We start from the raw sequence: 22,584 nt of genomic DNA, 5'->3' as shown, positions 1-22,584 counted from the left end.
TGCGTTTTTTAAGATGATGTCAGATGGCCACAATATACAGGGCCTGCGACAGCCATCACACTTCACGCCATGCAAACTCTGCAGGTTCTGCCCGATGCGTCGAGCCTCTGCCGGAGTACGCATTCAGGTCATGCAAGTCACGGATGAAACAGGAGTGTCAGGTGTTTCGGAGTCATGAAGTTGGTGCAGGTGTCGTTCATACCCGTCTGGGCGTGTTGTTCGCAGTGGTGGCGTTACCCTTGTGGGCGATTGCGCTCGGTGGTGCGTCCCGGAACGATACGACGGTAACGATGCACTACGTCAGCGAGCAGGGCGTGGGCAAGGAAGCGGGGCGTATTGCCATTACCGAAACTGGGCACGGCGTGGTGTTTACGCCAAATCTTTCCGGCCTGCCGGAAAGCAGTGCCGGGTTGCACGGGTTTCATATCCATGTGCACGGCGACTGTGGCCCTACCGGGCCGGACGGTGAGACCGGACCGGCGCTGGCCGCCGGCGGGCATTATGATCCGGACGACGCCGGCCGGCACGGCAGCCCCTGGGGCAACGGCCATCTGGGTGACCTGCCGCCGTTGTTTGTCGACGCCACCGGGCGCGCGACCCAGCCGGTGCTGGCACCACGCCTGACCCAGGTGGCGACACTGCGCGGCCGCGCGCTGGTGGTGCATGCCGGCGGTGACAACCATGCCGACCAGCCGCAAGCGCTGGGGGGCGGTGGCACGCGCATGCTGTGTGGCGTGATCCGCTGAACATCTCCCGCTCATACCCGTGAACTGATTTGCCCGCTCCCCTGGCGGGCCTGGCCGTCCGGGCCGTACAGGCCGCTTTCCGGATTGGCCTCGCGCGCGCAATCCCGCAGAAAATTCAGCATCCGCTGATTGTGGTGCAGCCGCATGTCGATCAGCAGGCCATTCAGACGATTCTGCCGCGCCACCTCCGCGGCCAGTGCCTGCACAGCGTGCCAGCCGGGCAGGCAACCCTGCCGGGTGGCTGCTTCGGTATCGCCGTCGGCGCTGTCCTCGAAGCCGAGCTGTTGCTGGACCGCCCGCCGGCGCTGTTCGCGCAGATTCAGATCTTCCAGCAATTGCTGTTTGCCCGCAGCCAGATCGGCCAGCAGATGGCTGTCCGGTTCGCCCTGTTGCAGCACCGTGCGTTCGCGCTGTAGCAGCGCTGACAGCGTCTCCAGTTGTCCCTGTTGCTGCGCGATGTGGCGCTGCAGCGGTGTCTGGGCAGCGGCGTTCATGAACGGCCCAGCAGGTCGCGCACGCTGGCGATCAGCGCGTCGGCGATCTGGTCGGTGCGGATTTCCAGCCGCCCCTCGCTGATGGCCTGGCGGATTTCCTCCACCCGGGCGGTATTGATGTCCTGATCACTGCTGCCCTGATGGCGCAGGTGAGTGACCGCCGCGCTGCTGCCGGCGGAGGCATCGCCCGCGCCGGCGCTGCGGTCAGTCTGCTTGCCCGGCGCCAGGCTGCCCGGCGACGTCAACGGAGTGAGCTTGTCGATTTTCAATGGACGATCTCCATTCTGGCCCTGCCGGTTCTATCGGCCCGGGCCGGGATAACTTTAGGTTCAAAAACAGCCGGGCTGGCCGGGCTCCCGGCAGGATCAGCCGCGTCAGCGGGCGGCGTGCACCCGGCCGGGGCCGATCACCTCGGCGTTGAGCTGGGTGCGGGGGTCAAGCTGTACCCGCACCAGATCACCGCGCGCACCATCGTCCAGTGCCACCACGTCACGGGTGATCTTGAACCCGGCGCCGTCGGCTTCCATCACCACCTGCTGGCGCCGTGTCACCAGCGGGACAGCGCGCAGGTGCTGTGCCTGGAGTACGGTGCCGGCACTCAGCGGCCGGGTGCTCTGCCGGCCCACCGCCGCGTCTGCCTCGCGCAGGGCCTGGTGCGGCAAGCGGCTGAGGTCGCCGCGTTCCTCGCGCAACAGGGCATGCGTCACGGTGGTGCCGGCGTCGATATCCGAGGCCGCCACCCAGTACGGGCCGATCACGCTGACCTGCGCCTGCAGATACCGTACCTGCTCTGCGCAACGCACACCGACAGTCACACGTCCACCGCGCGCCAGCTGTGACGCGTCCTGCGCGGCGCCGGGCAGAAAGGCCATGGGCGCCGGGCAGTCACCGGCCGTCACCGTCGCGGGTTGCACGGTGATGCGGACCTCTTCCGCCAGGCCTTGTGTGTGCGCCTGCAGCAGTGCCAGCGCGGCGTCGGTCAGCGGGTCAGCCGGGGCGTGCACGGCCAGTGCAGAAAAACTCAGGCCGCACAGCCAGCGCAGCAGGGTGGGGCGCAATGGTTGCATAACTTGTCCCTCGCGGTGGATGGGTGTCTGTCCCGCATTCTAGGGGTGGCGGGAAACCGCGAATAACCGAAATAGCGACCAAATAACGGCCTGTTTCCGCGTTTGCCCTGGCCGTGCCCCGTTTAGGCTGTTGCTCAAATGGAGACCCGACCCAGGGGCAAGCAGATGATCGACAAACTCGCCGGCGCGCTGAATTTTCATCAGGAAGCACTGAACCTGCGCCACGAACGACAGCGTGTGCTGGCCAGCAATATTGCCAACGCCGACACGCCCCATTTCAAAGCGCGCGACTTCGATTTTTCCCGGGAACTGTCCAGTGCCCTGCAATCGGGCCGCGCGGCATCGCAGGGGTTGTCCCTGCGCACCACCTCGGCGCGCCACCTTGATGCTGCCGGCCAGTCGTCGCCGCTGCATGAGCTTTTGTACCGCGTACCGGAACAACCGAGCCTGGACGGCAACACGGTGGACATGGATCGCGAACGGGTTGCCTTCGCCGAGAACGCGATGCGCTACCAGGCGGCACTGACGATGCTCAACAGCCGCATCCAGGGCCTGAAATCCGCGATGCAGCCTGAATAAAGGGAGAAGCACCGATGTCGCTGTTTTCCGTGTTTGATATCTCCGGCTCCGCGCTGAGCGCGCAGTCGCAACGCATGAATGTCTCGGCCAGCAACCTGGCCAATGCCGACAGTGTCGCCGGCCCGGATGGCGAGCCGTACCGCGCACGGCAGGTGATGTTTGAAAGCCAGGCCGATGCGCAGTCCACCGGTGGCGTGCGGGTGACCGGGGTGCTGGAGAGTGACGCGCCACTGAAGCGCGAATACCAGCCGCACCATCCACTGGCGGATGCGCAGGGGTATGTGTCGATGCCGAACGTGGAGCCGGTGGATGAGATGGTCAACATGATCGCGGCCTCGCGTTCGTACCAGGCCAATGTGGAAGTGCTCAACACCAGCAAGCAACTGCTGAACAAGACATTGACCCTGGGAGAAAGCTGATGGCGGTGGCGACGCAGAACACGGTTGACAGCAATGTGCTGGGCGCGATCAACGGGGGTGGCAAGAACAGCCGTGGCACCGCGCAGGATTTGCAGGACAGTTTCATGACGCTGCTGGTCACGCAGCTCAAGAACCAGGATCCGATGAACCCGATGGACAATGCGGAGATGACCTCGCAGCTTGCCCAGATCAACACTGTCAGCGGCGTCCAGGAACTCAACGCGACACTGGAAAATATCACCGGCCAGCTCGATGCCAGCCGCGTCCTGCAGGCGGCCGGCCTGATCGGCAAGGGCGTGCTGGTGCCGGGTGAACGGGTGCTGGTCGGCGATGAAGGTGCCACCACGCCTTTCGGCATTGAACTGAAGACGCCGGCGGACAATGTGGTGGTCACTATCCGCGACGCCAGTGGCCAGGTCGTGAGCCGCTATGAACTGGGCGAAATGAAAGCCGGTGTCGAATCGTTTGTCTGGGATGCCCAGCTGGAAGACGGCACGACCGCACCGAAGGGCGCCTACAGCGTCAGCGTGGAAGCCAGCCTGAACGACGAGACGCTGCCGGTGACCACGCTCAGCTATGCCCTGGTCAGTGGTATCAGCACCGGCAGCGATGGTGCGCCACGGCTTGATCTCGGCGGTGTCGCCGAACCCGTTTCCCTGGAGGACATCCGGCAGATTCTCTGAATCCGTCGCCGTTAACCAATCTGTTTCAAGGAGCACAACGATGGGCTTTTCACAGGCACTGAGCGGTCTCAACGCCGCGGCGATGAATCTGGATGTGGTGGGCAACAATATCGCCAACTCGCAAACCGTCGGTTTCAAGGGCAGCAGCGTGCAGTTCGCCGATGTCTATGCCGGCGCCCAGGTGGGCCTGGGGACAAGAGTGGCGGCGGTGTTGCAGGATTTCTCCGACGGCACACTGGAAACCACCGGCCGCAACCTTGACCTGGCGGTGGCAGGCACCGGCTTTTTCCGTTTCATGCAGGGCGAGCAGGTAGTCTATTCGCGGAATGGCCAGCTCATCATGACGCCGGAGGGCTACCTGGAAAATGCACAGGGCGCGCGCCTGACCGGCTTTCCGGCGGGCGTCGGCACCGGTGGCCAGCCGGTGCCACTGCAGGTGCCCTCCGGCGCCATGAACGCCACCGCGACCACGGGCGTGGAGGCGAGTTTCAATCTGGATGCCCGCGCCGACCTGATCGACCGCGCCACCGTGCCGTTCGACCCGGCCGATGGCAACAGCTATTCCTACGCCAACACCGGCACGGCATTTGATTCCCTCGGTGTCGAACACACCATGACCATGTACTTCAGCAAAACGGCCGACAATACCTGGGAAGTGCGCGTGGCGGTGGACGGCAATGCCGATGCGGCGAACGTGGGCGAGCTGGTGTTCGACAGCAATGGCCTGCTCAACGAAGCCGCCAGCACTTTCCCGACCTATGGTTTCACGCCGGGCGGCGGTGCCGACGCGCTGAACTTTGCGCTGGCGTTCGACGGCACGACCCAGTTTGGCCAGGACTTCAACCTGGATAACCTGAACCAGAACGGCTACACCGCCGGCACCCTGGTGGGCATCACTTTCGATGACGCCGGCAACGTGGTGGGCAACTACTCCAACGAACGCTCGCAAGTGCTTGGCACCATCGCGCTGGCCGACTTCCGCAACCCGGAAGGCCTGCAGGCCGCCGGTGACAACGTCTGGGTGGAAACCGCGACATCCGGGCAGCCACTGCTGGGCCTGCCGGGCAGTGGCATGTTCGGTTCACTGGAAAGCGGCGTGGTGGAAACCTCCAACGTCGACCTCACCCGCGCACTGGTCGACCTGATCATTGCGCAGCGCAATTACCAGGCCAACACCCAGACCATCAAGGTGCAGGACGAAGTGCTGCAAAGCGCCGTCAACCTGCGCTGACGGAGTTGAACCATGGACCGCATTCTCTACACCGCCATGAGCGGTGCCCGGCAGAGCATGGAACAGCAGTCGGTGATCAGCCACAACCTGGCCAACGCCACCACCAGCGGTTTTCGCGCGCAACTGCATGCCCTGCGCGCGGTGCCGGTGCAGGGCGATGGTCTGTTGCCGACGCGCGTCTCGGTGATGGCCACCACGCCCGGCTCCGATTTTTCCACCGGAGCGGTGAACGCCACCGGCCGTGATCTCGACGTGGCGTTGCAGGGCGACGCCTGGCTGGCGGTGCAGGGCGCCGACGGCGCGGAAGCCTACACCCGGCGCGGTGACCTGCAGATCGATGGCGACGGCCTGCTGCGCAGCGCAGGCCGGCCGGTGATCGGTGATGCCGGGCCAGTGGTGATTCCGCCGGGCGCGCAGGTGTTCATGGGCGCCGACGGGACGCTCAGCGTGCTCGGTCCCGGTGAGGACCCGGGCGCGGTGGTGGAAGCCGGCCGCATGAAACTGGTGAATGCCGGCGCCGTGACGCTGGTGCGCGGTGACGACGGTCTGTTTCGTCCGGCGGCGGATGCCGACGGCAACGTCGCCGTCCTGCCGGCGGATGACAACGCGCGGCTGCTTTCCGGTGCACTGGAAGGCAGCAACGTCAGTACCGTGGCCACCATGGTCGACATGATCGGCAGCGCGCGCCGCTACGAAATGCAGATGAAGGTGCTGCAAAGCGCCGATGACAACGCCCAACGCGCCAACAGCCTGCTGTCGCTGCAGGGCTGAGCCGGTACACAGGAGCACGTGACATGATCAAATCCCTCTGGACGGCCAAGACCGGGCTGGAATCGCAACAGGTGAAAATGGACGTGATTGCCAACAACCTGGCCAACGTCAGCACCAACGGTTTCAAGAAATCCCGCGCCGTGTTCGAAGACCTGCTGTACCAGAACCTGCGCCAGCCGGGCAGCGCGAACGATGTGCAGAACCGCCTGCCGTCGGGTTTGCAGATCGGTTCCGGTGTGCGTCCGGTGGCGACCGAACGGCTGCACAGCCAGGGCGGCCTGGAGAACACGGGCAACTCGCGCGATCTGGCGATCAATGGCCAGGGTTTTTTCCAGGTACTGATGCCCGACGGCAATATCGCCTACACCCGCGACGGCAGTTTCCAGCTGGATGAAAACGGCCAGATGGTGACGTCCTCCGGCTACCCGCTGGAACCGGCTGTGATCATCCCGCAGAACGCGCTGTCGGTGTCCATCGGCCAGGACGGTATCGTGTCGGTGACCGAGCCGGGCTCAAACCAGTCCCGCGATGTCGGCCAGCTCACGTTGTCCACGTTCGTCAATCCGGCCGGCCTGGAAAGCGTTGGCGAAAACCTCTACCGGGAAACCAGTGCCTCCGGCATGCGCGTGGAAAGCACACCGGGCCTCAACGGTGCCGGCCGGCTGTACCAGAACTATGTCGAGACCTCCAACGTCAACGTGGTGGAGGAAATGGTCAGCATGATCCAGACCCAGCGTGCCTATGAAATCAACAGCAAGGCCGTGCAGACCTCGGATGAAATGCTGGCCCGGCTGAGCCAGCTGTAACGGACGGGAGCGCGGCATGGACCTGATGCGGAGTGTGCTTCTCGGCGTGGTGTTGCTGGGCGGGTGCGCGCAATTGCCGCGCCCGTCCGTGGTCGGCGAACAGGAACAGGTGGATATTCCCGAGCCACCGCCGCCGCTGGCCAACGGCAGCATTTACCAGGCCAGCCGTGGTTACTATCCGCTGTTCGAGGACCGTCGCCCGCGCCTGATCGGCGACGTGCTCACTATCGTGCTGGATGAACAGGTTAGCGCCAGCAAGAACGCCCGCAGCAACGCCAGCCGTTCCGGCGGCGCCAGCTTTGAAATGGAACAGGTGCCCGAGGCGCTGGAAACGCTGGCCGAGTACGGCTTCGTGATGACCGGCAAGAACGATTTCGAGGGCGGTGGTGGCGCACAGGCGAACAACAGCTTCACCGGCACCATCACCGTGACCGTGCTGGGTGTGATGGGCAACGGCAACCTGCGCGTGCGTGGCGAAAAGCAGATCGGCATCAACCAGGGGGTGGAATTCATCCGCTTCTCCGGTGTGGTGGACCCCAGTGCCATCCGTGGCGACAACAGCGTGCTGTCCACCCGTGTGGCGGACGCGCGGATCGAATATGTCGGCGATGGCTATATCAATGAGGCGCAGCACATGGGCTGGTTGCAGCGTCTTTTCCTGAACATTTCCCCCTTCTGATACAGCGACGGAGCTCGGGCATGAAACGGATCGGACTGTCGCTGGTGCTGCTGCTGATCAGCGCGAACGCGCTGGCAGCACCGCTGCGCGAGCTGGCGGATTTCGCCGGCGTGCGCGCCAACGTGCTGGTGGGCTATGGGCTGGTGGTGGGGCTGGACGGCTCCGGTGACCAGACCATGCAGACGCCGTTCACCACCCAGTCACTGGTGAACATGTTTTCGCAACTGGGCATCACCGTGCCGGCCGGTACCAATATGCAGCTGCGCAATATCGCGGCGGTGATGGTGACCGCAGAACTGCCGCCGTTTTCGCGCCCGGGACAACGCCTGGATGTGGTGGTGTCGTCGATCGGCAATGCACGCAGCCTGCGTGGCGGCACGCTGTTGCTGACCCCGCTGAAAGGCGTGGACGGCACCACCTATGCCATTGCCCAGGGCAACCTGCTGGTGGGCGGTGCGGGCGCCGAGGCCGGTGGCAGCAGTGTGCAGATCAACCAGCAGGCGGGTGGCCGCATCAGCCGCGGCGCCATGGTGGAACGGGAAGTGCCGCTGGAACTGGGGCGCAATGGCGGCCTGCTGGAGTTGCAATTGCACCAGGCGGATTTCAGCACGGCGCAGCGCGTGGTGGAGGCCGTCAATGGCGAGTTCGGCTACCCGGTCGCGGCGGCACAGAATGGCCGCGTGATCCGCCTGCAAGGCCCGACCGACAGCAACGAGCGGGTCAATTTCATGGCCCGCGTGCAGCAGGTCCAGGTGGAGCCGATGGCCGCGCCGGCGCGGGTGGTGATCAATGCGCGGACCGGCTCCGTCGTGCTTAACCAGCGCGTCACGCTGGCCCCCGCCGCCGTGGCCCACGGCAACCTGTCGGTGGTGATCGATACGCGCTTCGGCGTCAGTCAGCCGGCGCCGCTCGGCGACGGCGACACGGTGGTGGTGCCTGACAGCGAGATCACCATCAGCCAGCAGGCCGGCGCGCTGCAGACGGTACAGGGTGCGGACCTGATGGCCGTGGTGGATGCGCTGAATGCACTGGGTGCGACACCGCAGGACCTGATGTCGATTCTGGAAGCACTCAAGGCGGCCGGCGCGTTGCGTGCCGAACTGGAGATTCTCTGATGAGCATCGGCAACCTGAACCAGCAGCTGGCGCTGGATGTACAGGGCCTGGCCCGGGTACGCCGCAGTGCCGCCGAAGATCCACAGCGCGAACTGCAGAACGCGGCAGCGCAATTCGAGGCGCTGTTTCTGCACCAGATGCTGAAAAGTATGCGCGATGCCACGCCGCGCGCGGACCTGATGGACAGCGCGTCAGTGCGTTTTCATGAATCGCTGCTGGACCAGCAACTGTCGGTGCATCTGGCCGGCCGTGGCACCGGACTGGCCGAGCAACTGGTGCGGCAGCTCAGCGGCGACGCTCCTTTGGCACCACCGAAACCATTGTGGGGCGCTGCGCCAGCGCCCCGCGCTGAAGCCACCTCCGGCCGGGTCGGGTTTATTGAGCGGTTGGCGCCCGCCGCGCAGGCGGCTGCCGGCCGCACCGGGGTGCCGGCGAAACTGATTATCGCCCAGGCGGCGCTGGAAACCGGCTGGGGCCGGCATGACATCCGTACCGCCGACGGGCGTGACAGCCACAACCTGTTCGGCATCAAGGCCGGCGCGGACTGGCGCGGAGAAACCACCGAGGTCGTCACCCACGAGTACATCAACGGCGAGCGCGTGCGCGTCACTGATCACTTCCGGGTGTACGACTCGCTGGACGCTGCGCTGACGGATCACGGCCGCCTGCTCACGCAACACGAGCGCTATGCCGGTGTGCTGTCGGCCACCAGTGACGAAGCCGCTGCCCAGGCGTTGCAGGCCGGTGGTTATGCCACCGATCCCGATTATGCAGACAAACTGATCGCAGTCATGCGCGGCATCGACCTGCCAGGCACGGAAAATCAATCGCTTGCCGCGCTTGATTCGACGGATGGCCCGATCAGGCCGTCAGCACCGGCTTTTTTTTAACAGCGCGCTAAAGTGAACCGCGACAGCGCCGATAACACAGGTATCGGTTCGAGGACATATCATGAGCATCTTCTCTGTCGGCCTCAGTGGTCTCAGCGCGGCACAGACCGCACTGCATACCACCAGCAACAACATCAGCAACGTCTACACGCCGGGCTACAACCGCGAGCTGACCTTGCTGGGTGAGACCCGCACGGGGAGCGGTGTGCGTGTCAATGATGTGCAGCGGCAGTTCGACCAGTACGTGGCCGGCCAGCTCAACGCGGCCAACAGTGCTTTCCAGGCGCTGCGCAGCTACCAGACCCAGGTCAGCCAGATCGATAACCTGCTCGCGGATGACAAGGCCGGGCTGGCGCCGCTGATGCAGAATTTCTTTTCGTCGCTGGAAGACCTGGCCGGCAGCCCGTCCGATCCGGCCGCGCGACAGGGCGTGATCGGCGCGGCCGATACCCTCACGGCACAGTTCCGCGCGTTCGACGATTACCTGCAGGACATGCAGGTCGGTGTCGATGGCCAGATCCGCGACGAGATTACCCAGGTCAACAACGACGCCGAACAGATCGCGCTGCTCAACCGCGAAATTGCCCTGGCCAAGGCCAGGCACGGTGAAGCGCCGAACAGCCTGCTGAACCAGCGCGACCAACTGGTGGCGCAGCTCAGCGAACGTATCAACGTCAAGCTGACGGTACAGGACAGTGGCACCTACAACCTGACCATCGGCAACGGACAGCCGCTGGTGGCCGGCAGCAACAGCTTTTCCCTGGAAGCGATGACGTCGCCGGAAGACCCGACCCGCACCGTAGTCGGCTACCGCGATTCCGCCGGCAATCTGTCAGCGCTGGACCCGCGCAACATCAATGGCGGCTCACTGGGTGGCCTGATCAGTTTCCGCGATGAAACACTCGACCAGACGCGCAACCAGATCGGCCAGCTTGCCGTGACCCTGGCGGTGGCCTTCAACACCCAACACGCCCAGGGCGTGGACATGGAAGGCAATCCCGGCGAGGCATTCTTTGCCATCGGCGTACCACGGGTCTACGGCAACAGCCAGAACACCGGCAGCGCCAGCCTCTCCGGTGTCTTCGGTGACCTGGATGCGCTGACCGCGAGCGATTACGACCTGCGTGTCAGCGATGCGGCTGCCGGTGAGTTCACCGTCACCCGCCGTGACAGCGGCGAATCCTTCACTGCCACCCTCAACGGCGCAGGCGAACTCGAATTCGGCGGCGTAGTGCTGACCGTGGATGACCCTGCCGCGCTGGCCGATGGCGACCGCTTTCTGTTGCAGCCGGTGCGCGCCGCCGCCGGCGACATGGAAACCCTGATCCGCGAAACCGGCGCGATTGCCGCCGGTTTCAGTGGTGACAGCGGCGATAACGAAAACGCCCTGGCACTTCAGAACCTGCAGGAAAAAGCGCTGGTCGGTGGCGCCGCCACCTTCAGCCAGGCGTACGCGACGCTGGTGGGTGACGTCGGCAGCCGGACCAATATCGTGCAGGCCAACCTGGCGGCCCAGCAGGGCCTGACCGAACAACTGAGCGCCGTACAGCAATCCGAATCGGGTGTGAACCTGGATGAAGAAGCGGCCAACCTGATCCGTTACCAGCAGTATTACCAGGCCAACGCGCGGGTGATCGAGGCCGGCGTGGCGGTGATCGACACGCTGCTTGGCCTGCGCGCCTGAAGGGAGCATTGACGGTTATGCGTATCAGCACCGTGACCATGTTTGAACAGAGCGTCTCCTCCCTGAACCGCCAGCAGGCGGACTTCATGAAGGTGGGCCAGCAGATCGCCTCCGGCCGGCGGGTGGTGAACCCGTCCGACGATCCGCAGGCGGCCTCGCGTGCCGTGCGTGTGGCGCAATCGCAGGCACTGACGCAGCAATTCACCGATGCCCGGGTCACGGCACGCAATGCACTGTCACAGGAAGAAAGCGTACTCAACAGCGTCGGTGACGCCATCGCCAGCGCCCGTACCCTGGTGCTGCAGGCTGTCAACGGCACGCTGTCCGACGCTGACCGCGATTCTGTCGCCAGTGAACTGCGCGGCATCTATGAAACCGTGCTCGGCCAGGCCAACGCCACCGATGGCAACGGCCGTTACCTGTTCGGTGGTTACCGGGACAGCAGCCCGCCGTTTGTGCGCGACCCGGCCGGCGACGTGCAGTATGTCGGCGACACGAACACCCGCGAGCAGCGCATTGATGCCTCACGCCTGATGCCGGTGGGAGACAACGGCGACGCCATTTTCCGTTCGGTCCACAGCAGCGCCGGCTATCTGGCCGAGGCCGATGCCGGCAACACCGGCTCATTGACCTTTGCCGGCCCGGACACAGTGAATGCCGCCGACCCGGATTACGGCAGCCGCCTGGACATCACGTTCGCTGTGGCTGGCGATGTCACCACCTACAGTATCAACGGCGGGCCGGCCCAGCCGTACACACCGGCGCAGCCGATCCAGCACGCCGGCCTGTCGTTCACCTTCGAGGGACAGCCGGCGGATGGCGACAGCGTGGTGATGGACCGCGCCGAAAACCTGAACACCGATCTGTTTGCCACCTTCGAAAAGGTGCTGTCGGTACTGGAGAATCCGGCCACTTCCGCCAGTGACAAGGCGGCCCTGAACAACACCCTGAACAGCGCGCTGCGGGAAATGGATAACAGCCTGGACAACGTGCTGACGGTGCGCGCCTCGGTGGGGGCAAGGCTGAACGAGCTGGAGGTGGTCGATTCCGTGGCCAGCAACCGTCAGCTCAATTACGCCGAAGCCATGTCGGATCTGGTGGAACTGGATTACGTCAGCGCCATCTCTGAATACACACTGCGGCAGGTCGGCCTGCAGGCAGCACAGAAGGCCTTTGTGGATATCAAGGGCATGACATTATTTGACCGCTTGTAACGCGGGAAGAGGGTCTCGCGTACGGCACACCACCACCAAAAGCGTGGCAACTCTGGCAGTGGTGGTGTGTTCGTACGCGGATTGGTTGACGGGAGAGTGTGTGCTACACGTGCGCTTTTTTCCTCGAGAGCGAGGCGGGCGAAAGCCCGCCCTTTTTTTGAATCGCTCTTGTGAATATTTCTCCCGATACCTCCTGAATGCATCTGAACCGGGCGAATCCTGTCTGTCAGTGCTCCCAGGGATTGATCAGATGTACTCCCGTCGGTTCGAAATCAGCGATATTGCGTGTTACCACGGTCATGCCGTGTACCATCGCAGTGGCTGCAATCAGGGCATCTGCTTCACTGCGCTGGTCCGGCACGTGCAACCGGGCGCATTGCAACGCTACAGCGGTATCAATCGGGAGAATTCGGCCACGGAATTCCGGCATGACATGACGATCCATCCATTCACGCAGCAAACGCCCCTGGCTGCCGTCCCGGCGCATGACTTGCAGAATCCCTTTTTCCAGCTCGAACACGGTGATAGTGGAAATAAACATGCTGCTGGCGTCCACGCTGCCTGCCCAGGCGACCACGTTGGCATTGGCCCTGTTCGTGCGGGCCTTGCGCAGTTCAGAAACGACGTTTGTGTCCAGGATAAACATCAGGACAGGTCAACCGGCCGTTCGGTGATTTGCATGCGCTCCGGTTCGAAATCAATATCCGCAGCCTCGGGCATGGCCAGGGCTTCGGCGATATTGCGTCGCTGTCCGGTGAGCCGTTGGTATTCCTCGATGCTGAGCAACACATGTGCAGGCTTGCCCCGGTCTGTAATAAAGACAGGCCCCAACCGGGCAGCTTTTTTGGCCCGCCCGACATCCTGGTTCAACTCGCGGCTGGAGAGAGTGGTGATCGTCATCAGGGTGCTCCCTGGTGGTCGGACTCGATAATGTAGTGATGTTGCTACATTGGGGCTGGGAATGTCAAGCCTCACCCCAACGGCGCCAGCGCCTGGATGACTGTCTCCATCATCGTCAGCCCTTGCTCGAACAACCCTTGCAGAAAGCGGCCCAGATCCGTCATCAGCACCGTCAGCAGGAAAATGCCTACGGTCAGTGAGGTGGGAAAGCCCACCGAGAACACGGTGAGCTGCGGCGCCGAGCGATTCAGGATGCCCAGTGTCAGGTTGATGATCAGGAGGGAAGCCACCAGCGGCAGGGCCAGCAACAGGCCGGAGACAAACAGGGTGCCGCCGAAGCGCACCAGCAGGATGAAGCCGTCCGGGTTCAGGCCAAGCAGGCCGATCGGCAGGGTGTGGAAACTGCTGGCAAGAATATCGATTACGATCAGGTGTCCGTTCACCGCCAGGAACATCAGCAGTGTGATCATGTACAGCAACCGCGCCAGGATCATGGTGTTGGCGCCGGTGTCCGGCGACACGAAGGTGGCAAATGCCAGCCCCATCTGCAAACCGATAAAGTCACCGGCGGCCTGCACGGTGCTGAGCATGACCCGTATCACCAGCCCCATGGCGATACCGACCAGCAGTTGTTCCACCAGAACGCCGAAGCCGGCCCAGGACATCAGCGGTACATCCGGCAGTGGTGGCAGGCCTGGCGCCAGCAGCATGCTGATCAGGGCGGCCAGCGCCAGCTTGACCTCCTTGGGCACGCTGGGATGGCCCCACAGGGGAGACACCAGCAGAAAGCCGGTCAGACGGGTGAACGGCCAGAGAAAACTCACCAGCCACAGATGCAGTTGTTCAAACGTCACCTGCAACATGGCGGTTTACAACAGGTGCAGCGGAATGTTCTGGAACAGTTCGCGGGTGAAACGGGTGATCAGCTCCAGCAGCCAGGGGCCGGCGATCACCAGCACGGTGAATACGCCGAGTATTTTCGGAATGAAGGAAAGGGTCATTTCGTTGATCTGGGTGGCGGCCTGGAACAGGCTCACCAGCAGGCCGATCAGCAGCGCGGTGATCAGCAGGGGGGCTGCCAGCAGCAGCGTTACCATCATGCCCTGGTAGGCGAGGTTCATGACGGCTTCGGGGGTCATGGGGAAACCTGGGGAAAAGGTCGGACGTCGGACGTCGGACGTCTGACGCTGAAGATAAAAACCTGTGTGATACGGCAAGGCCACCGGGGGGCGGGATACGTGGGTGCGAAAGCTGCTGGTACAGAAGCCGTTTTTTTTTGCGTCCGACGTCCGACGTCAGACGTCCGACCCGCCCGCCGCCAGGCGGGCTCTCTGATATAAAAAGCCGCGACCTGGCTGATGAATGGGGGTTCATCAGCCAGGCCACGGTTCAGGAAAAGCGGTGGCCGGCTCATGTCGGGAAAAAACTCTGCGCCAGCGAGCCGATGATCAGTTGCCAGCCGTCCACCAGGACGAACAGCATCAGTTTGAACGGCAGCGAAATGGTGGCGGGCGGCACCATCATCATGCCCAGGGCCATCAGCACACTGGCCACCACCAGGTCGATGATCAGAAACGGGATGAAAATGGTGAAGCCGATCTGGAAGGCGGTCTTCAGTTCGCTGGTGACAAAGGCCGGCACCAGAATGCGCAGCGGAATATCGTCCGGGCCGTGCAGGTCGCCCACTTCGCCGAGGCGGGCAAACAGTGCCAGATCCGGTTCGCGGGTCTGCGCCAGCATGAATTCGCGAAACGGCTCGCTGCCGGTGCGGAAAAATTCTTCCAGCGTGATCTCGTCGTTGCTCAGCGGCACCCAGGCGGTCTCGTGCACCCGGTTCAGCACCGGCGACATGATGAACAGCGTCAGAAACAGCGTCAGGCCAATCAGCACCTGATTCGGTGGCGCCGACGGTGTACCCAGCGCGGTGCGTAGCAACCCCAGCACGATGATGATGCGGGTGAAGCAGGTCATCATCAGCAGCAGTGCCGGTAAAAACGCCAGGCTGCTGAGCAGCAGCAGGGCCTGCAGCTGGATCGACCATTGCTGGCCGCCGTCGGCTGTCGGTGCACTGACCAGCCCCGGTATGGCCGCCTGTGCAAGCACCTGCACGGGCGCGCTGCACAGCAGCAGTGCCAGCGGCACACGACGCCATGTCATGCATCCCTCCCCGGGGCGAAAGTCTGCCGGGTCTGTGCGCGCAGGGCGCGGGCAAAACGACTGGCGAAACCCTGTTCAGTGGTGTCCGGTGAAGGAGTCCCGGCAGGCGCCGGCAACTCGTGCAGCTTGCTGACCTGCCCGGCGGCGACACCGAGCACCAGCCAGGTGTCCTGTACTGCCACCACCACCACACGCTCCTTCGGGCCGACGGCGCGGCTGGCGACGACGCGCAGCCACTGCCCGTCACCGTGCAGCGCCGGGCTGACGCGCCGCGCCAGCCACGCGCACAGCAGAATAACGCCGAGCACCAGCGCCAGCGCGAACACCGTCTTGCCGATCACGGCAAGACCGACCACGGCTTCGTTGCCGAAAGTGCTGGTGGTGGCCTGTGCGGTCTGCGTGGCAGTCATGGCTGGGCTCGCAAAAAAAATCAGCGGTTGAGTTTCTGGACGCGTTCGGAACGGGTGATGATCTCGGTGATACGGATGCCGTACTTGTCGTCCACCACCACGACTTCACCCTGGGCAATCAGGTAGCCGTTGATCAGGATGTCCATCGGCTCGCCGGCCAGGCCGTCGAGCTCCACCACCGAACCCTGGGTCAGCTCCAGCAATTGCTTGATGGTGATGCGGGTGCGGCCAAGCTCCACTGACAGCCGCACCGGGATATCCATGATCATGTCCAGGTCGCGGACATCACCGCTGGTGTCGCCGTCGTCCAGCGGACGGAATACGTCATCGCCCGCCGTGCGCGCCTGCTTCGGTTCTGCTTCCGTGGCGGCCTGCTCGGCAAGGGCCTCGGCCCACGGGTCGTCCTGACTGGCGTCTTCCGCAGGCAGGGCGGTGTCGTCGTGCTGATCCGGCTTCTTCTTGTCAGTCATGGTCGTTGTCTCGGCTTGTCGTCGTCGCGGCCTTGCGGAAGCTGTGCGCCGGCGTCGGGCTGGTGTGGTCGATCATGCGCAGTACGCGCAGCGCGCGCTGTTCATGCCGGCTGCCATACTCGCATTCCATCACCGGCACCCCGTCGACGCTGGCGGTGATCATCTCGGGCAATTCGATCGGCAGTACATCGCCGGGCTTGAGCGTGCGCACCTGGCCCAGGCGGCTGGCGATCGCCGTGAACTCGGCTACCAGCTCTACCCGCGACTGGCGGATCTCGCCGGCCATGCGCTGGCTCCAGGACTGGTCGCCACCGTCACCGCTGTCGGCAACCGGGTTGCTGAGCAGGTCGCGCAGCGGCTCGATCATCGAATAGGGAATGCAGACCTGGAAATCGCTGGCCAGATTGCCGACCTCCAGATGGAAGGTGGTGTTGACGACGATTTCGTTGGGCGAGTTGGTGATGTTGGCAAACTTGGCCTGGATTTCGGAACGCAGATAACTGATGTCCAGCGCGAACACCGATTTCCAGGCGTCCTGGTAGGCGTCCAGGGCCAGCGACAGCATGCGGCGGATGATGCGCTGCTCGGTGTTGGTGAATTCGCGGCCTTCGGATTTGGTCACGAAGCGGCCGTCACCGCCAAACAGGTTGTCCACCACCATGAACACCAGGCTCGGTGGAAATACCAGCAGCGCAGTGCCTCGCAGCGGTTTCATCGAGATCAGGTTCAGGTTGGTGGGCACCGGCAGGTTGCGGGCAAAATCCTTGAAGCTCTGGTAGCGCACCGAATCGACGGTAATGTCGGCACCACGGCGGATCAGATTGAACAGTGCAAAGCGGAACTGCCGGGCGAAACGCTCGTTGATGATGTCCAGGCTGTGCAGGCGCTCACGCACCACCCGGTGCAGGGATGCCGGGTCGTACGGGCGCACGCGCGGCGGCTGGGGCTCGGCCGGCTCGTCGTCATTGGCCGGGCCGTTCAGCAGCGCGTCGATCTCTTCCTGGGACAGCAGGTCGTCCTGGGCCATGGCGGGCTTATCCGGTCACTGAACAATGAATTCGCTGAACAGCACCTTGCTGACCGACAGCACCGCCGGTGGCGTGGTCAGTGAGGTCTGCAGCATGTCTCGGATTTTCGCTGCCAGGATGTTCTTGCCGTCTGGCGCGGTGGCAAGCTTTACATCCTGTGCGGACAGCAGGGACAGCAACTGGCTGCGTACCTGCGGCATGTGTGTTGTCAGGTAGTCGCGCGTGCGGATGTCATCCACCTGCAGCCATAGCGCCGTGTACAACAGGTTGCGGCTGTAGGCATCGCCCTGCAGGTTGACGGTGAAAGGATCGATGCGCACAAAAATCGGCGAACCGGCGTCCGGCACCGTGTTCTCGACCACGGGCTCCGCCGGTGCCGCAGCCTGTTGCTGATTGAACAGCAGATAGATATTGGTGGCCGCCAGGCCCGCCATCATCACCAGCACCAGGACCAGCAGCCATTGTGTTTTTCGTGAGCCTGTTTCGGAAAGCGCCATCGTGTTGCCTTAACGGTGTCAGCAGATTCTGTGAATCAGTATGCCGCTGGCGTGCCGGTGCCGATGGCGAGAAAAGGATGGAATATTGGCGCCAGATTTGGCTTTTGGCAGGCGATCCCGCCCGCCGCAAGCCTCAGGCGTACAGGTCGACCCCGTGCACCGTTATCGGCTGTGTCGCCGGGGCGGTGTCGACAGGCATGTCACTGGCGGGTGCCATGCCGCTGGCGCGGCCCTGGCCGCCGTGGGAGGCGTGCTGCTCACCCGGTGGCTGGCGGTGCTCGCCGACCATCGCGTCGCCCAGTGTGATGCCCTGCTCGGCCAGTGCTTCGCGCAATTGCGGAATGGCCTGTTCCACTGCGGTGCGTACGGGGGCATGGGCAGAGAAGAACTGCGCCTGGGCGCCCTGCTCATCCAGCGTCAGGCTGACCGACAGCGGGCCGAGATGCGCCGGGTTCAGGTGCATCTCCACGCGCTGCTCACCACCGCGCAGGCCCCGGCTGAACTGCACCAGTTGCTGGCTGAACTCCTGTGGCCACTGCGGGCTGTTGAGCGGCGCAGGCAAGCTGCTCGACGTGGCCGGCGGCGGTGCGCTGGCCGGTGTCGGCGTGGCGCTGTTTATCGGTGTCGCCATTTCCCTCGGTGCACTGATCATCGGTGCCTCGACCTGTTCAGCCTGATGCTGCACGGCGTCGGTCAATGTCGGGGTGGCGGGCAACCCGGCGGTGGTGTGTGGTGTGGCCGGCACCGGTGCCGGGGCCGGCGGCGGCATCTCTGTGGCGGGCAGGGCGGGCATGGCTGGCGCACGCTGTTCGCCGGCCCGGGCCACGTTGTGTTGCGGCGCTGGTGGTGCCATGCCGGGCAGGCTGGCCATCAGTGCAAGGGTATCCGGCGACAGCGTCACCTGTTCGTCCACCGGCGTGGGATCGGGCCTCTGTGTGTCGCTGTCCGGTGTCGTCAGCGTGGGCGGTAATGCTGGCGCCGGGTGCGGCACAGCGGTGGTGGCCGGCGCCTGTTCGCCGGGCACGGCCAGGCGCGCCTGTGTCATCAGTGCGGCGAAATCGGTGGGCCACTCAATGGCCGGGGTGGCCAGCGTCGTCGGTGCCAGTGTCGGGGTGGGCACGCTGGTCAGCGGCAGTAAGGTGGAGATAGAGATATCCATGGTCGCTCCCGGTCAGTCCGTGGTCGCATTGTCTTGCCGCCGGCGGGCGAGCAGGCCGGCGCTGAGTTCATCATCCTGGCGGCGTGCCTGCCGTTCGGCCTGCTGGTGTGCGTGACGGGTGCGGCGGCTGATCAGTGTGTCGTAGGACGACAGCGTGCGTTGCTGATGCTGCCACTGTTGCTGGCTGGCGCTGACGCGCCCTTGCTGCGTGGCCAGCGCCTGGCGTGCCTGCTCGATGGCGGTATCCAGCGACTGGATAAAACGCCGGTAGTTGTCCAGCGCCACTGTGTCAGTGCCACGGTGCAGCGCGTCTTGCAGGCGTGTGGCGTATTCGGCGCGGTACTGCAGCAGCACATCGAGCTGGCTGGCGGTTTGTGCTGCGCTGCGGCGATCGCCGGCCAGTGTCTGGCCGGCGTGGTCGCGGGCCTTGCGGGCCTTGTCGAGCAGGTACTGCAGTGGTGAAAACGGTGTCATGACGGGGCTCCCTGGCCGAGCAGCGACTGCATCGCCGCGTGCGCCCCGGCGATGTCGGCCTGCTCGTGGATGGACTGTTGCAGGAACGCTTCCACTTTCGGATACAGCATCACGGCCTGGTCCAGTTGCGGGTCATGGCCGGGCGTGTAGGCACCCACGCTGATCAGGTCGCGGTTGCGCTGGTAGCGCGAGAACAATTGCTTGAACTGCTGCGCCTGCTGCCATTGCGCCGGTGTCACCAGTGCGTGCATGGCGCGGCTGATGGAGGCTTCGATATCGATCGCCGGATAGTGCCCGGCTTCGGCCAGTTGACGCGACAGCACGATATGGCCGTCGAGAATGGCGCGCGCGGCATCGGCGATCGGGTCCTGCTGGTCGTCGCCTTCGGTGAGTACGGTATAAAACGCAGTGATGGAACCGCCGCCACGTTCGCCGTTGCCGGCCCGTTCCACCAGCGACGGCAGTTTGGCGAACACGGATGGCGGGTAACCCTTGGTGGCCGGTGGCTCGCCGATGGCCAGCGCGATTTCCCGCTGTGCCATGGCGTAGCGGGTGAGTGAATCCATGATCAGCAGTACGTTGCGGCCGGCGTCGCGGAAATCTTCTGCCAGCCGTGTGGCATAGGCGGCGCCCTGCAGCCGCTGCAGTGGCGAGGTGTCGGCCGGTGCCGCCACCACCACGGCGCGGCGGCGTCCGTCTTCGCCGAGAATATTGTCGATGAAATCCTGTACTTCGCGGCCACGTTCGCCGATCAGCCCGACCACGATCACATCGGCGCTGGTGTAGCGCGCCATCATGCCAAGCAACACCGATTTGCCGACACCCGAGCCGGCGAACAGCCCCATGCGCTGGCCACGGCCGACACTCAGCAGGCCGTTGATGGCGCGGATGCCGACATCAATGCGGTCGTGGATCGGTGTGCGTCGCAACGGGTTCACGCTCGGTGTCAGCAGGGTGTCGTGCGGGCTGTCGTGCAGTGCGGGGCCGCCGTCCAGCGGTGCGCCGCTGCCGTCCACCACGCGCCCGAGCAACGATGGCCCGAGCGGAAACCGACGTGCCCCGGCACGGCTGCCACTGCCCATGGGAAACACCCGCGCGCCCGGTGCCAGGCCACTGAGCTCTGCCAGCGGCATCAGAAACAATTTATCCCCGGAAAAGCCCACCACCTCGGCTTCGGCGAACCGCTCGCTGTCGCGTCCGCGCGTGGCGACTTCGATACGGCAACCACTGCCCAGCGGGATCTTCAGGCCGACAGCTTCCAGCACCAGCCCGGTGGCGCGGGTAATGCGTCCGCTGAGCTGATAGTCGCTACTGTCGGCGACGCGCTGGCCGACCCGTTGCAGTGTGCGTTGCCAATGCTGGCTGTGCGTCTGCATCAGCGCGGCTCCGTGTCGACGGGGCGGTCGCGGCGGCGCAGGGTGCCAAGCAGTTGCTGCCAGCGTGTGCCCACCGAGGCGTCGATCTCGCCGGCGTTGCTGCTCAGGCGACAGCCGCCGCGTTGCAGTTGCTCGTCGGCGAGCATTTGCCAGCCGGCGGTGTCCAGCTCGGCGCTGAGTTGCTCGCGGGCCAGCAGCAGATCATCCGGGTGCAGCCACAGGGTCGGTGTGCCGCTCGCCAGTGGTGCGTCGCGCAGCAGCTGGCGTACCAGGGCCAGTACCTGCTCCGGTGTGTCGCGCAGCGCGTCGCCGGCGAGTTTGCGGCCGACGATCAGTGCCAGGTCCACCAGCTCGCTGGCGATGTCGTCATCCAGCTTTTGCAGCGCCTGGTGAAAATTGCGTGCCATGGTGGTCAGGGGGTGCAGCAGGTCGCGCTGTTGCTGACGCATTTCCTGCTCGCCCGCCTGGCGGCCGGCTTCCAATCCATGCTGGTAACCGGCCTCGCGGCCGGACTGGAAGCCGGCATCGTAGCCTTCCTTGCGGGCTGTTTCGCGGGTGCGGCGGCGCAGCGCATCCAGCTCCGACTGCCAGGTGTCGATATCCGGTGCTATGGGCTCCGGCGGAGTATCCGCCATGGCATCGGCCGGAGCATGGTGCAGCCCGTCCAGGTCGCCCATGCGCCAACGGCGCCAGCGCCGCAGGGGGCCTGTCTTGCCAAGCGCGTCAGACATAGGTGTCGTTGCCTCCGCTGAGCACGATGTCGCCGTTGTCGGCCAGGCGACGTACCACCTGGAGAATGGCCTTCTGTTCGTTTTCCACCTGCGACAGGCGGATCGGGCCGCTGTTTTCCATGTCCTCGCGCAGCAGTTCGGCCGCGCGCTGCGACATGTTGCGCAGGAACTTCTCGCGCAGTTCCGTCTGTGACCCTTTCAGCGCGATGGTCAGCGAGTTGCTGTTGGTCTCCTTGAGCAGCAACTGGATGCTGCGGTCGTCCAGCTCGAGCAGGTTCTCGAACAGGAACATCTCGTCGATGATTTTCTGGGCCAGGTCTTCGCTGTGCGCGCGCACCGTTTCGATGGCGGTTTCTTCCTGGCTCGCGTTCATCAGGTTGAGAATCTCGGCGGCGGTGCGCGCACCACCCATCTTGCTGCGCTTGAGGTGCTGGCCGGAGAGCATGCCGCCGAGCACTTCGGTGAGTTCCTGCAACGCGGCCGGCTGCACGCCATTGAAGGTGGCGATGCGCAGCACCACGTCGTTGCGCAGTTTGTCCTCGAACAGTTCCAGCACATCGGCGGCCTGGCGCCGTTCCAGATGAATCAGGATGGTGGCGATGATCTGCGGATGCTCGTCGCGGATCATTTCCACCACGCTGGTGGCGTCCATCAGGTTCAGGGCATCAATGCCGGAGTTGGTGCTGCTGTGTTCGAGAATATCCTCCAGCAGCGTGGTGGCGCGTTCGTTGCCGAGGGCCTTGGTCAGCACGGCGCGAATATGGTCGCTGGAGTTCAGGTTGAGCGCGGCGAACTGTTCCGACTCCTCATGGAAATCGTCCAGCACCTGACGCATTTCATCGTGCGAGACCTGGCCCAGCCGGGCCATTTCCTGGCTGATATCCTGCACTTCAAGGGGTGTCAGGTGACGCAGCACTTCGGCGGCGCTGTCTTCGTCCAGCACCAGCAACAGGATGGCGCTGCGACGGGCGGGGCTGAGCTTGAGCGTATCGGTCATGTCGGGT

The 22,584-nt window shown here is 64.3% G+C and carries 29 protein-coding genes; 12 read left to right on the top strand and 17 right to left on the bottom strand.

All coding sequences use genetic code 11. From position 1 onward, the window contains the following. The first annotated feature begins 161 nt into the window (after positions 1-161). On the top strand, positions 162-746 hold the full coding sequence (gene sodC / locus S7S_RS14915; RefSeq protein ID WP_238582902.1) for a superoxide dismutase [Cu-Zn] SodC: 585 nt from the start codon (positions 162-164) through the stop codon (positions 744-746). 11 nt (positions 747-757) lie between these two features. Here sodC and S7S_RS14910 read toward each other — a convergent pair whose 3' ends face one another. From S7S_RS14910 to flgA, 3 genes are all read right to left on the bottom strand, one after another. Further along, positions 758-1,240: a flagella synthesis protein FlgN gene (locus tag S7S_RS14910; RefSeq protein WP_008733704.1), complete on the bottom strand. Its 483-nt coding sequence runs from the start codon at positions 1,238-1,240 to the stop codon at positions 758-760. Next, entirely contained in the window at positions 1,237-1,509 is a 273-nt protein-coding gene (gene flgM, locus S7S_RS14905; protein ID WP_008733706.1) for a flagellar biosynthesis anti-sigma factor FlgM, read from the bottom strand. Before flgM ends, S7S_RS14910 begins: the two co-directional genes overlap by 4 nt. Before the next feature lie 105 nt (positions 1,510-1,614). Beyond that, positions 1,615-2,307, bottom strand: a complete 693-nt coding sequence (flgA, locus tag S7S_RS18935) for a flagellar basal body P-ring formation chaperone FlgA (protein ID WP_008733709.1) — start codon at positions 2,305-2,307, stop codon at positions 1,615-1,617. Between the two features lie 165 nt (positions 2,308-2,472). Here flgA and flgB point away from each other — a divergent pair, with 165 nt between their 5' ends. From flgB to flgL, 11 genes are all read left to right on the top strand, one after another. Continuing rightward, the gene (gene flgB, locus S7S_RS14895; protein WP_008733711.1) at positions 2,473-2,886 is read left to right on the top strand and encodes a flagellar basal body rod protein FlgB; all 414 of its coding nucleotides are present in this window, start codon (positions 2,473-2,475) and stop codon (positions 2,884-2,886) included. Positions 2,887-2,900: 14 nt separating this feature from the next. Then, positions 2,901-3,305: a flagellar basal body rod protein FlgC gene (gene flgC, locus S7S_RS14890; RefSeq protein ID WP_008733713.1), complete on the top strand. Its 405-nt coding sequence runs from the start codon at positions 2,901-2,903 to the stop codon at positions 3,303-3,305. Further along, entirely contained in the window at positions 3,305-3,988 is a 684-nt protein-coding gene (gene flgD, locus S7S_RS14885; RefSeq protein ID WP_008733715.1) for a flagellar hook assembly protein FlgD, read from the top strand. The genes flgC and flgD overlap by 1 nt, the downstream gene beginning before the upstream one ends. Before the next feature lie 40 nt (positions 3,989-4,028). Then, positions 4,029-5,219: a flagellar hook protein FlgE gene (flgE, locus tag S7S_RS14880; RefSeq protein ID WP_008733717.1), complete on the top strand. Its 1,191-nt coding sequence runs from the start codon at positions 4,029-4,031 to the stop codon at positions 5,217-5,219. Between the two features lie 12 nt (positions 5,220-5,231). Further along, on the top strand, positions 5,232-5,990 hold the full coding sequence (locus tag S7S_RS14875; RefSeq protein WP_008733718.1) for a flagellar basal body rod protein FlgF: 759 nt from the start codon (positions 5,232-5,234) through the stop codon (positions 5,988-5,990). A gap of 23 nt (positions 5,991-6,013) precedes the next feature. After that, a complete protein-coding gene (flgG, locus tag S7S_RS14870; protein WP_008733721.1) occupies positions 6,014-6,796 on the top strand; it encodes a flagellar basal-body rod protein FlgG in 783 nt (260 codons plus the stop codon). A gap of 16 nt (positions 6,797-6,812) precedes the next feature. Then, positions 6,813-7,475 (top strand): flagellar basal body L-ring protein FlgH, encoded by a 663-nt coding sequence (locus S7S_RS14865; protein WP_008733722.1) that lies wholly within the window; start codon positions 6,813-6,815, stop codon positions 7,473-7,475. A 20-nt stretch (positions 7,476-7,495) separates the two neighbouring features. Continuing rightward, positions 7,496-8,590, top strand: a complete 1,095-nt coding sequence (locus tag S7S_RS14860) for a flagellar basal body P-ring protein FlgI (RefSeq protein WP_008733724.1) — start codon at positions 7,496-7,498, stop codon at positions 8,588-8,590. After that, the gene (gene flgJ / locus S7S_RS14855) at positions 8,590-9,480 is read left to right on the top strand and encodes a flagellar assembly peptidoglycan hydrolase FlgJ (RefSeq protein ID WP_008733727.1); all 891 of its coding nucleotides are present in this window, start codon (positions 8,590-8,592) and stop codon (positions 9,478-9,480) included. Before S7S_RS14860 ends, flgJ begins: the two co-directional genes overlap by 1 nt. A gap of 61 nt (positions 9,481-9,541) precedes the next feature. Beyond that, positions 9,542-11,164 (top strand): flagellar hook-associated protein FlgK, encoded by a 1,623-nt coding sequence (gene flgK / locus S7S_RS14850; protein WP_008733728.1) that lies wholly within the window; start codon positions 9,542-9,544, stop codon positions 11,162-11,164. Positions 11,165-11,181: 17 nt separating this feature from the next. Next, entirely contained in the window at positions 11,182-12,378 is a 1,197-nt protein-coding gene (gene flgL / locus S7S_RS14845; protein WP_008733730.1) for a flagellar hook-associated protein FlgL, read from the top strand. Positions 12,379-12,604: 226 nt separating this feature from the next. On the opposite strand, the gene S7S_RS14840 is transcribed toward flgL, so the two are convergent. The 14 genes from S7S_RS14840 to fliG all read right to left on the bottom strand — a co-directional run bounded on the left by S7S_RS14840 (position 12,605) and on the right by fliG (position 22,577). Continuing rightward, positions 12,605-13,024 (bottom strand): type II toxin-antitoxin system VapC family toxin, encoded by a 420-nt coding sequence (locus tag S7S_RS14840; RefSeq protein WP_008733733.1) that lies wholly within the window; start codon positions 13,022-13,024, stop codon positions 12,605-12,607. Continuing rightward, the gene (locus tag S7S_RS14835) at positions 13,024-13,278 is read right to left on the bottom strand and encodes a type II toxin-antitoxin system Phd/YefM family antitoxin (RefSeq protein ID WP_008733735.1); all 255 of its coding nucleotides are present in this window, start codon (positions 13,276-13,278) and stop codon (positions 13,024-13,026) included. The genes S7S_RS14840 and S7S_RS14835 overlap by 1 nt, the downstream gene beginning before the upstream one ends. 71 nt (positions 13,279-13,349) lie before the next feature. Then, positions 13,350-14,141, bottom strand: coding sequence for a flagellar biosynthetic protein FliR (gene fliR, locus S7S_RS14830; RefSeq protein ID WP_008733736.1), 792 nt, complete (start codon positions 14,139-14,141; stop codon positions 13,350-13,352). Between the two features lie 6 nt (positions 14,142-14,147). Beyond that, positions 14,148-14,417, bottom strand: coding sequence for a flagellar biosynthesis protein FliQ (gene fliQ, locus S7S_RS14825; RefSeq protein ID WP_008733738.1), 270 nt, complete (start codon positions 14,415-14,417; stop codon positions 14,148-14,150). Positions 14,418-14,688: 271 nt separating this feature from the next. Beyond that, positions 14,689-15,435, bottom strand: coding sequence for a flagellar type III secretion system pore protein FliP (gene fliP / locus S7S_RS14820; RefSeq protein ID WP_008733740.1), 747 nt, complete (start codon positions 15,433-15,435; stop codon positions 14,689-14,691). Continuing rightward, positions 15,432-15,845, bottom strand: a complete 414-nt coding sequence (fliO, locus tag S7S_RS14815; RefSeq protein WP_008733743.1) for a flagellar biosynthetic protein FliO — start codon at positions 15,843-15,845, stop codon at positions 15,432-15,434. The genes fliP and fliO overlap by 4 nt, the downstream gene beginning before the upstream one ends. A 20-nt stretch (positions 15,846-15,865) precedes the next feature. After that, entirely contained in the window at positions 15,866-16,315 is a 450-nt protein-coding gene (gene fliN, locus S7S_RS14810) for a flagellar motor switch protein FliN (protein ID WP_008733744.1), read from the bottom strand. After that, positions 16,308-17,342 (bottom strand): flagellar motor switch protein FliM, encoded by a 1,035-nt coding sequence (fliM, locus tag S7S_RS14805; protein ID WP_008733746.1) that lies wholly within the window; start codon positions 17,340-17,342, stop codon positions 16,308-16,310. The genes fliN and fliM overlap by 8 nt, the downstream gene beginning before the upstream one ends. Before the next feature lie 15 nt (positions 17,343-17,357). After that, positions 17,358-17,840, bottom strand: a complete 483-nt coding sequence (locus tag S7S_RS14800) for a flagellar basal body-associated FliL family protein (protein ID WP_008733748.1) — start codon at positions 17,838-17,840, stop codon at positions 17,358-17,360. A gap of 133 nt (positions 17,841-17,973) precedes the next feature. Then, the gene (locus S7S_RS14795; protein WP_008733749.1) at positions 17,974-18,999 is read right to left on the bottom strand and encodes a flagellar hook-length control protein FliK; all 1,026 of its coding nucleotides are present in this window, start codon (positions 18,997-18,999) and stop codon (positions 17,974-17,976) included. Between the two features lie 12 nt (positions 19,000-19,011). After that, the gene (gene fliJ / locus S7S_RS14790) at positions 19,012-19,473 is read right to left on the bottom strand and encodes a flagellar export protein FliJ (protein WP_008733751.1); all 462 of its coding nucleotides are present in this window, start codon (positions 19,471-19,473) and stop codon (positions 19,012-19,014) included. Continuing rightward, positions 19,470-20,849 (bottom strand): flagellar protein export ATPase FliI, encoded by a 1,380-nt coding sequence (fliI, locus tag S7S_RS14785; RefSeq protein ID WP_041026015.1) that lies wholly within the window; start codon positions 20,847-20,849, stop codon positions 19,470-19,472. The genes fliJ and fliI overlap by 4 nt, the downstream gene beginning before the upstream one ends. Then, positions 20,849-21,580 carry a flagellar assembly protein FliH gene (locus S7S_RS14780; RefSeq protein ID WP_008733754.1) on the bottom strand — a complete coding sequence of 244 codons (732 nt, stop codon included), beginning with the start codon at positions 21,578-21,580 and terminating at the stop codon, positions 20,849-20,851. The genes fliI and S7S_RS14780 overlap by 1 nt, the downstream gene beginning before the upstream one ends. Next, positions 21,573-22,577, bottom strand: a complete 1,005-nt coding sequence (fliG, locus tag S7S_RS14775) for a flagellar motor switch protein FliG (RefSeq protein WP_041026014.1) — start codon at positions 22,575-22,577, stop codon at positions 21,573-21,575. Before fliG ends, S7S_RS14780 begins: the two co-directional genes overlap by 8 nt. Positions 22,578-22,584 lie beyond the last annotated feature (7 nt).

The sequence above is a fragment of the Isoalcanivorax pacificus W11-5 genome, from assembly GCF_000299335.2.
GTDB classification, from domain to species: Bacteria; Pseudomonadota; Gammaproteobacteria; order Pseudomonadales; family Alcanivoracaceae; genus Isoalcanivorax; species Isoalcanivorax pacificus.
The sequence above is the reverse complement of the archived record's forward strand: the minus strand, read 5'-3'. Positions and strand labels throughout refer to the sequence as shown.

Bases quoted from the DNA above. Each gene is read 5' to 3' on its own strand.
- S7S_RS14910 (WP_008733704.1), bottom strand. From the start codon at position 1,240: ATGAACGCCGCTGCCCAGACACCGCTGCAGCGCCACATCGCGCAGCAA.
- flgA (WP_008733709.1), bottom strand. From the start codon at position 2,307: ATGCAACCATTGCGCCCCACCCTGCTGCGCTGGCTGTGCGGCCTGAGT.
- flgB (WP_008733711.1), top strand. From the start codon at position 2,473: ATGATCGACAAACTCGCCGGCGCGCTGAATTTTCATCAGGAAGCACTG.
- flgC (WP_008733713.1), top strand. From the start codon at position 2,901: ATGTCGCTGTTTTCCGTGTTTGATATCTCCGGCTCCGCGCTGAGCGCG.
- flgD (WP_008733715.1), top strand. From the start codon at position 3,305: ATGGCGGTGGCGACGCAGAACACGGTTGACAGCAATGTGCTGGGCGCG.
- flgE (WP_008733717.1), top strand. From the start codon at position 4,029: ATGGGCTTTTCACAGGCACTGAGCGGTCTCAACGCCGCGGCGATGAAT.
- S7S_RS14875 (WP_008733718.1), top strand. From the start codon at position 5,232: ATGGACCGCATTCTCTACACCGCCATGAGCGGTGCCCGGCAGAGCATG.
- flgG (WP_008733721.1), top strand. From the start codon at position 6,014: ATGATCAAATCCCTCTGGACGGCCAAGACCGGGCTGGAATCGCAACAG.
- S7S_RS14865 (WP_008733722.1), top strand. From the start codon at position 6,813: ATGGACCTGATGCGGAGTGTGCTTCTCGGCGTGGTGTTGCTGGGCGGG.
- S7S_RS14860 (WP_008733724.1), top strand. From the start codon at position 7,496: ATGAAACGGATCGGACTGTCGCTGGTGCTGCTGCTGATCAGCGCGAAC.
- flgJ (WP_008733727.1), top strand. From the start codon at position 8,590: ATGAGCATCGGCAACCTGAACCAGCAGCTGGCGCTGGATGTACAGGGC.
- flgK (WP_008733728.1), top strand. From the start codon at position 9,542: ATGAGCATCTTCTCTGTCGGCCTCAGTGGTCTCAGCGCGGCACAGACC.
- flgL (WP_008733730.1), top strand. From the start codon at position 11,182: ATGCGTATCAGCACCGTGACCATGTTTGAACAGAGCGTCTCCTCCCTG.
- S7S_RS14840 (WP_008733733.1), bottom strand. From the start codon at position 13,024: ATGTTTATCCTGGACACAAACGTCGTTTCTGAACTGCGCAAGGCCCGC.
- S7S_RS14835 (WP_008733735.1), bottom strand. From the start codon at position 13,278: ATGACGATCACCACTCTCTCCAGCCGCGAGTTGAACCAGGATGTCGGG.
- fliR (WP_008733736.1), bottom strand. From the start codon at position 14,141: ATGTTGCAGGTGACGTTTGAACAACTGCATCTGTGGCTGGTGAGTTTT.
- fliQ (WP_008733738.1), bottom strand. From the start codon at position 14,417: ATGACCCCCGAAGCCGTCATGAACCTCGCCTACCAGGGCATGATGGTA.
- fliP (WP_008733740.1), bottom strand. From the start codon at position 15,435: ATGACATGGCGTCGTGTGCCGCTGGCACTGCTGCTGTGCAGCGCGCCC.
- fliO (WP_008733743.1), bottom strand. From the start codon at position 15,845: ATGACTGCCACGCAGACCGCACAGGCCACCACCAGCACTTTCGGCAAC.
- fliN (WP_008733744.1), bottom strand. From the start codon at position 16,315: ATGACTGACAAGAAGAAGCCGGATCAGCACGACGACACCGCCCTGCCT.
- fliM (WP_008733746.1), bottom strand. From the start codon at position 17,342: ATGGCCCAGGACGACCTGCTGTCCCAGGAAGAGATCGACGCGCTGCTG.
- S7S_RS14800 (WP_008733748.1), bottom strand. From the start codon at position 17,840: ATGGCGCTTTCCGAAACAGGCTCACGAAAAACACAATGGCTGCTGGTC.
- S7S_RS14795 (WP_008733749.1), bottom strand. From the start codon at position 18,999: ATGGATATCTCTATCTCCACCTTACTGCCGCTGACCAGCGTGCCCACC.
- fliJ (WP_008733751.1), bottom strand. From the start codon at position 19,473: ATGACACCGTTTTCACCACTGCAGTACCTGCTCGACAAGGCCCGCAAG.
- fliI (WP_041026015.1), bottom strand. From the start codon at position 20,849: ATGCAGACGCACAGCCAGCATTGGCAACGCACACTGCAACGGGTCGGC.
- S7S_RS14780 (WP_008733754.1), bottom strand. From the start codon at position 21,580: ATGTCTGACGCGCTTGGCAAGACAGGCCCCCTGCGGCGCTGGCGCCGT.
- fliG (WP_041026014.1), bottom strand. From the start codon at position 22,577: ATGACCGATACGCTCAAGCTCAGCCCCGCCCGTCGCAGCGCCATCCTG.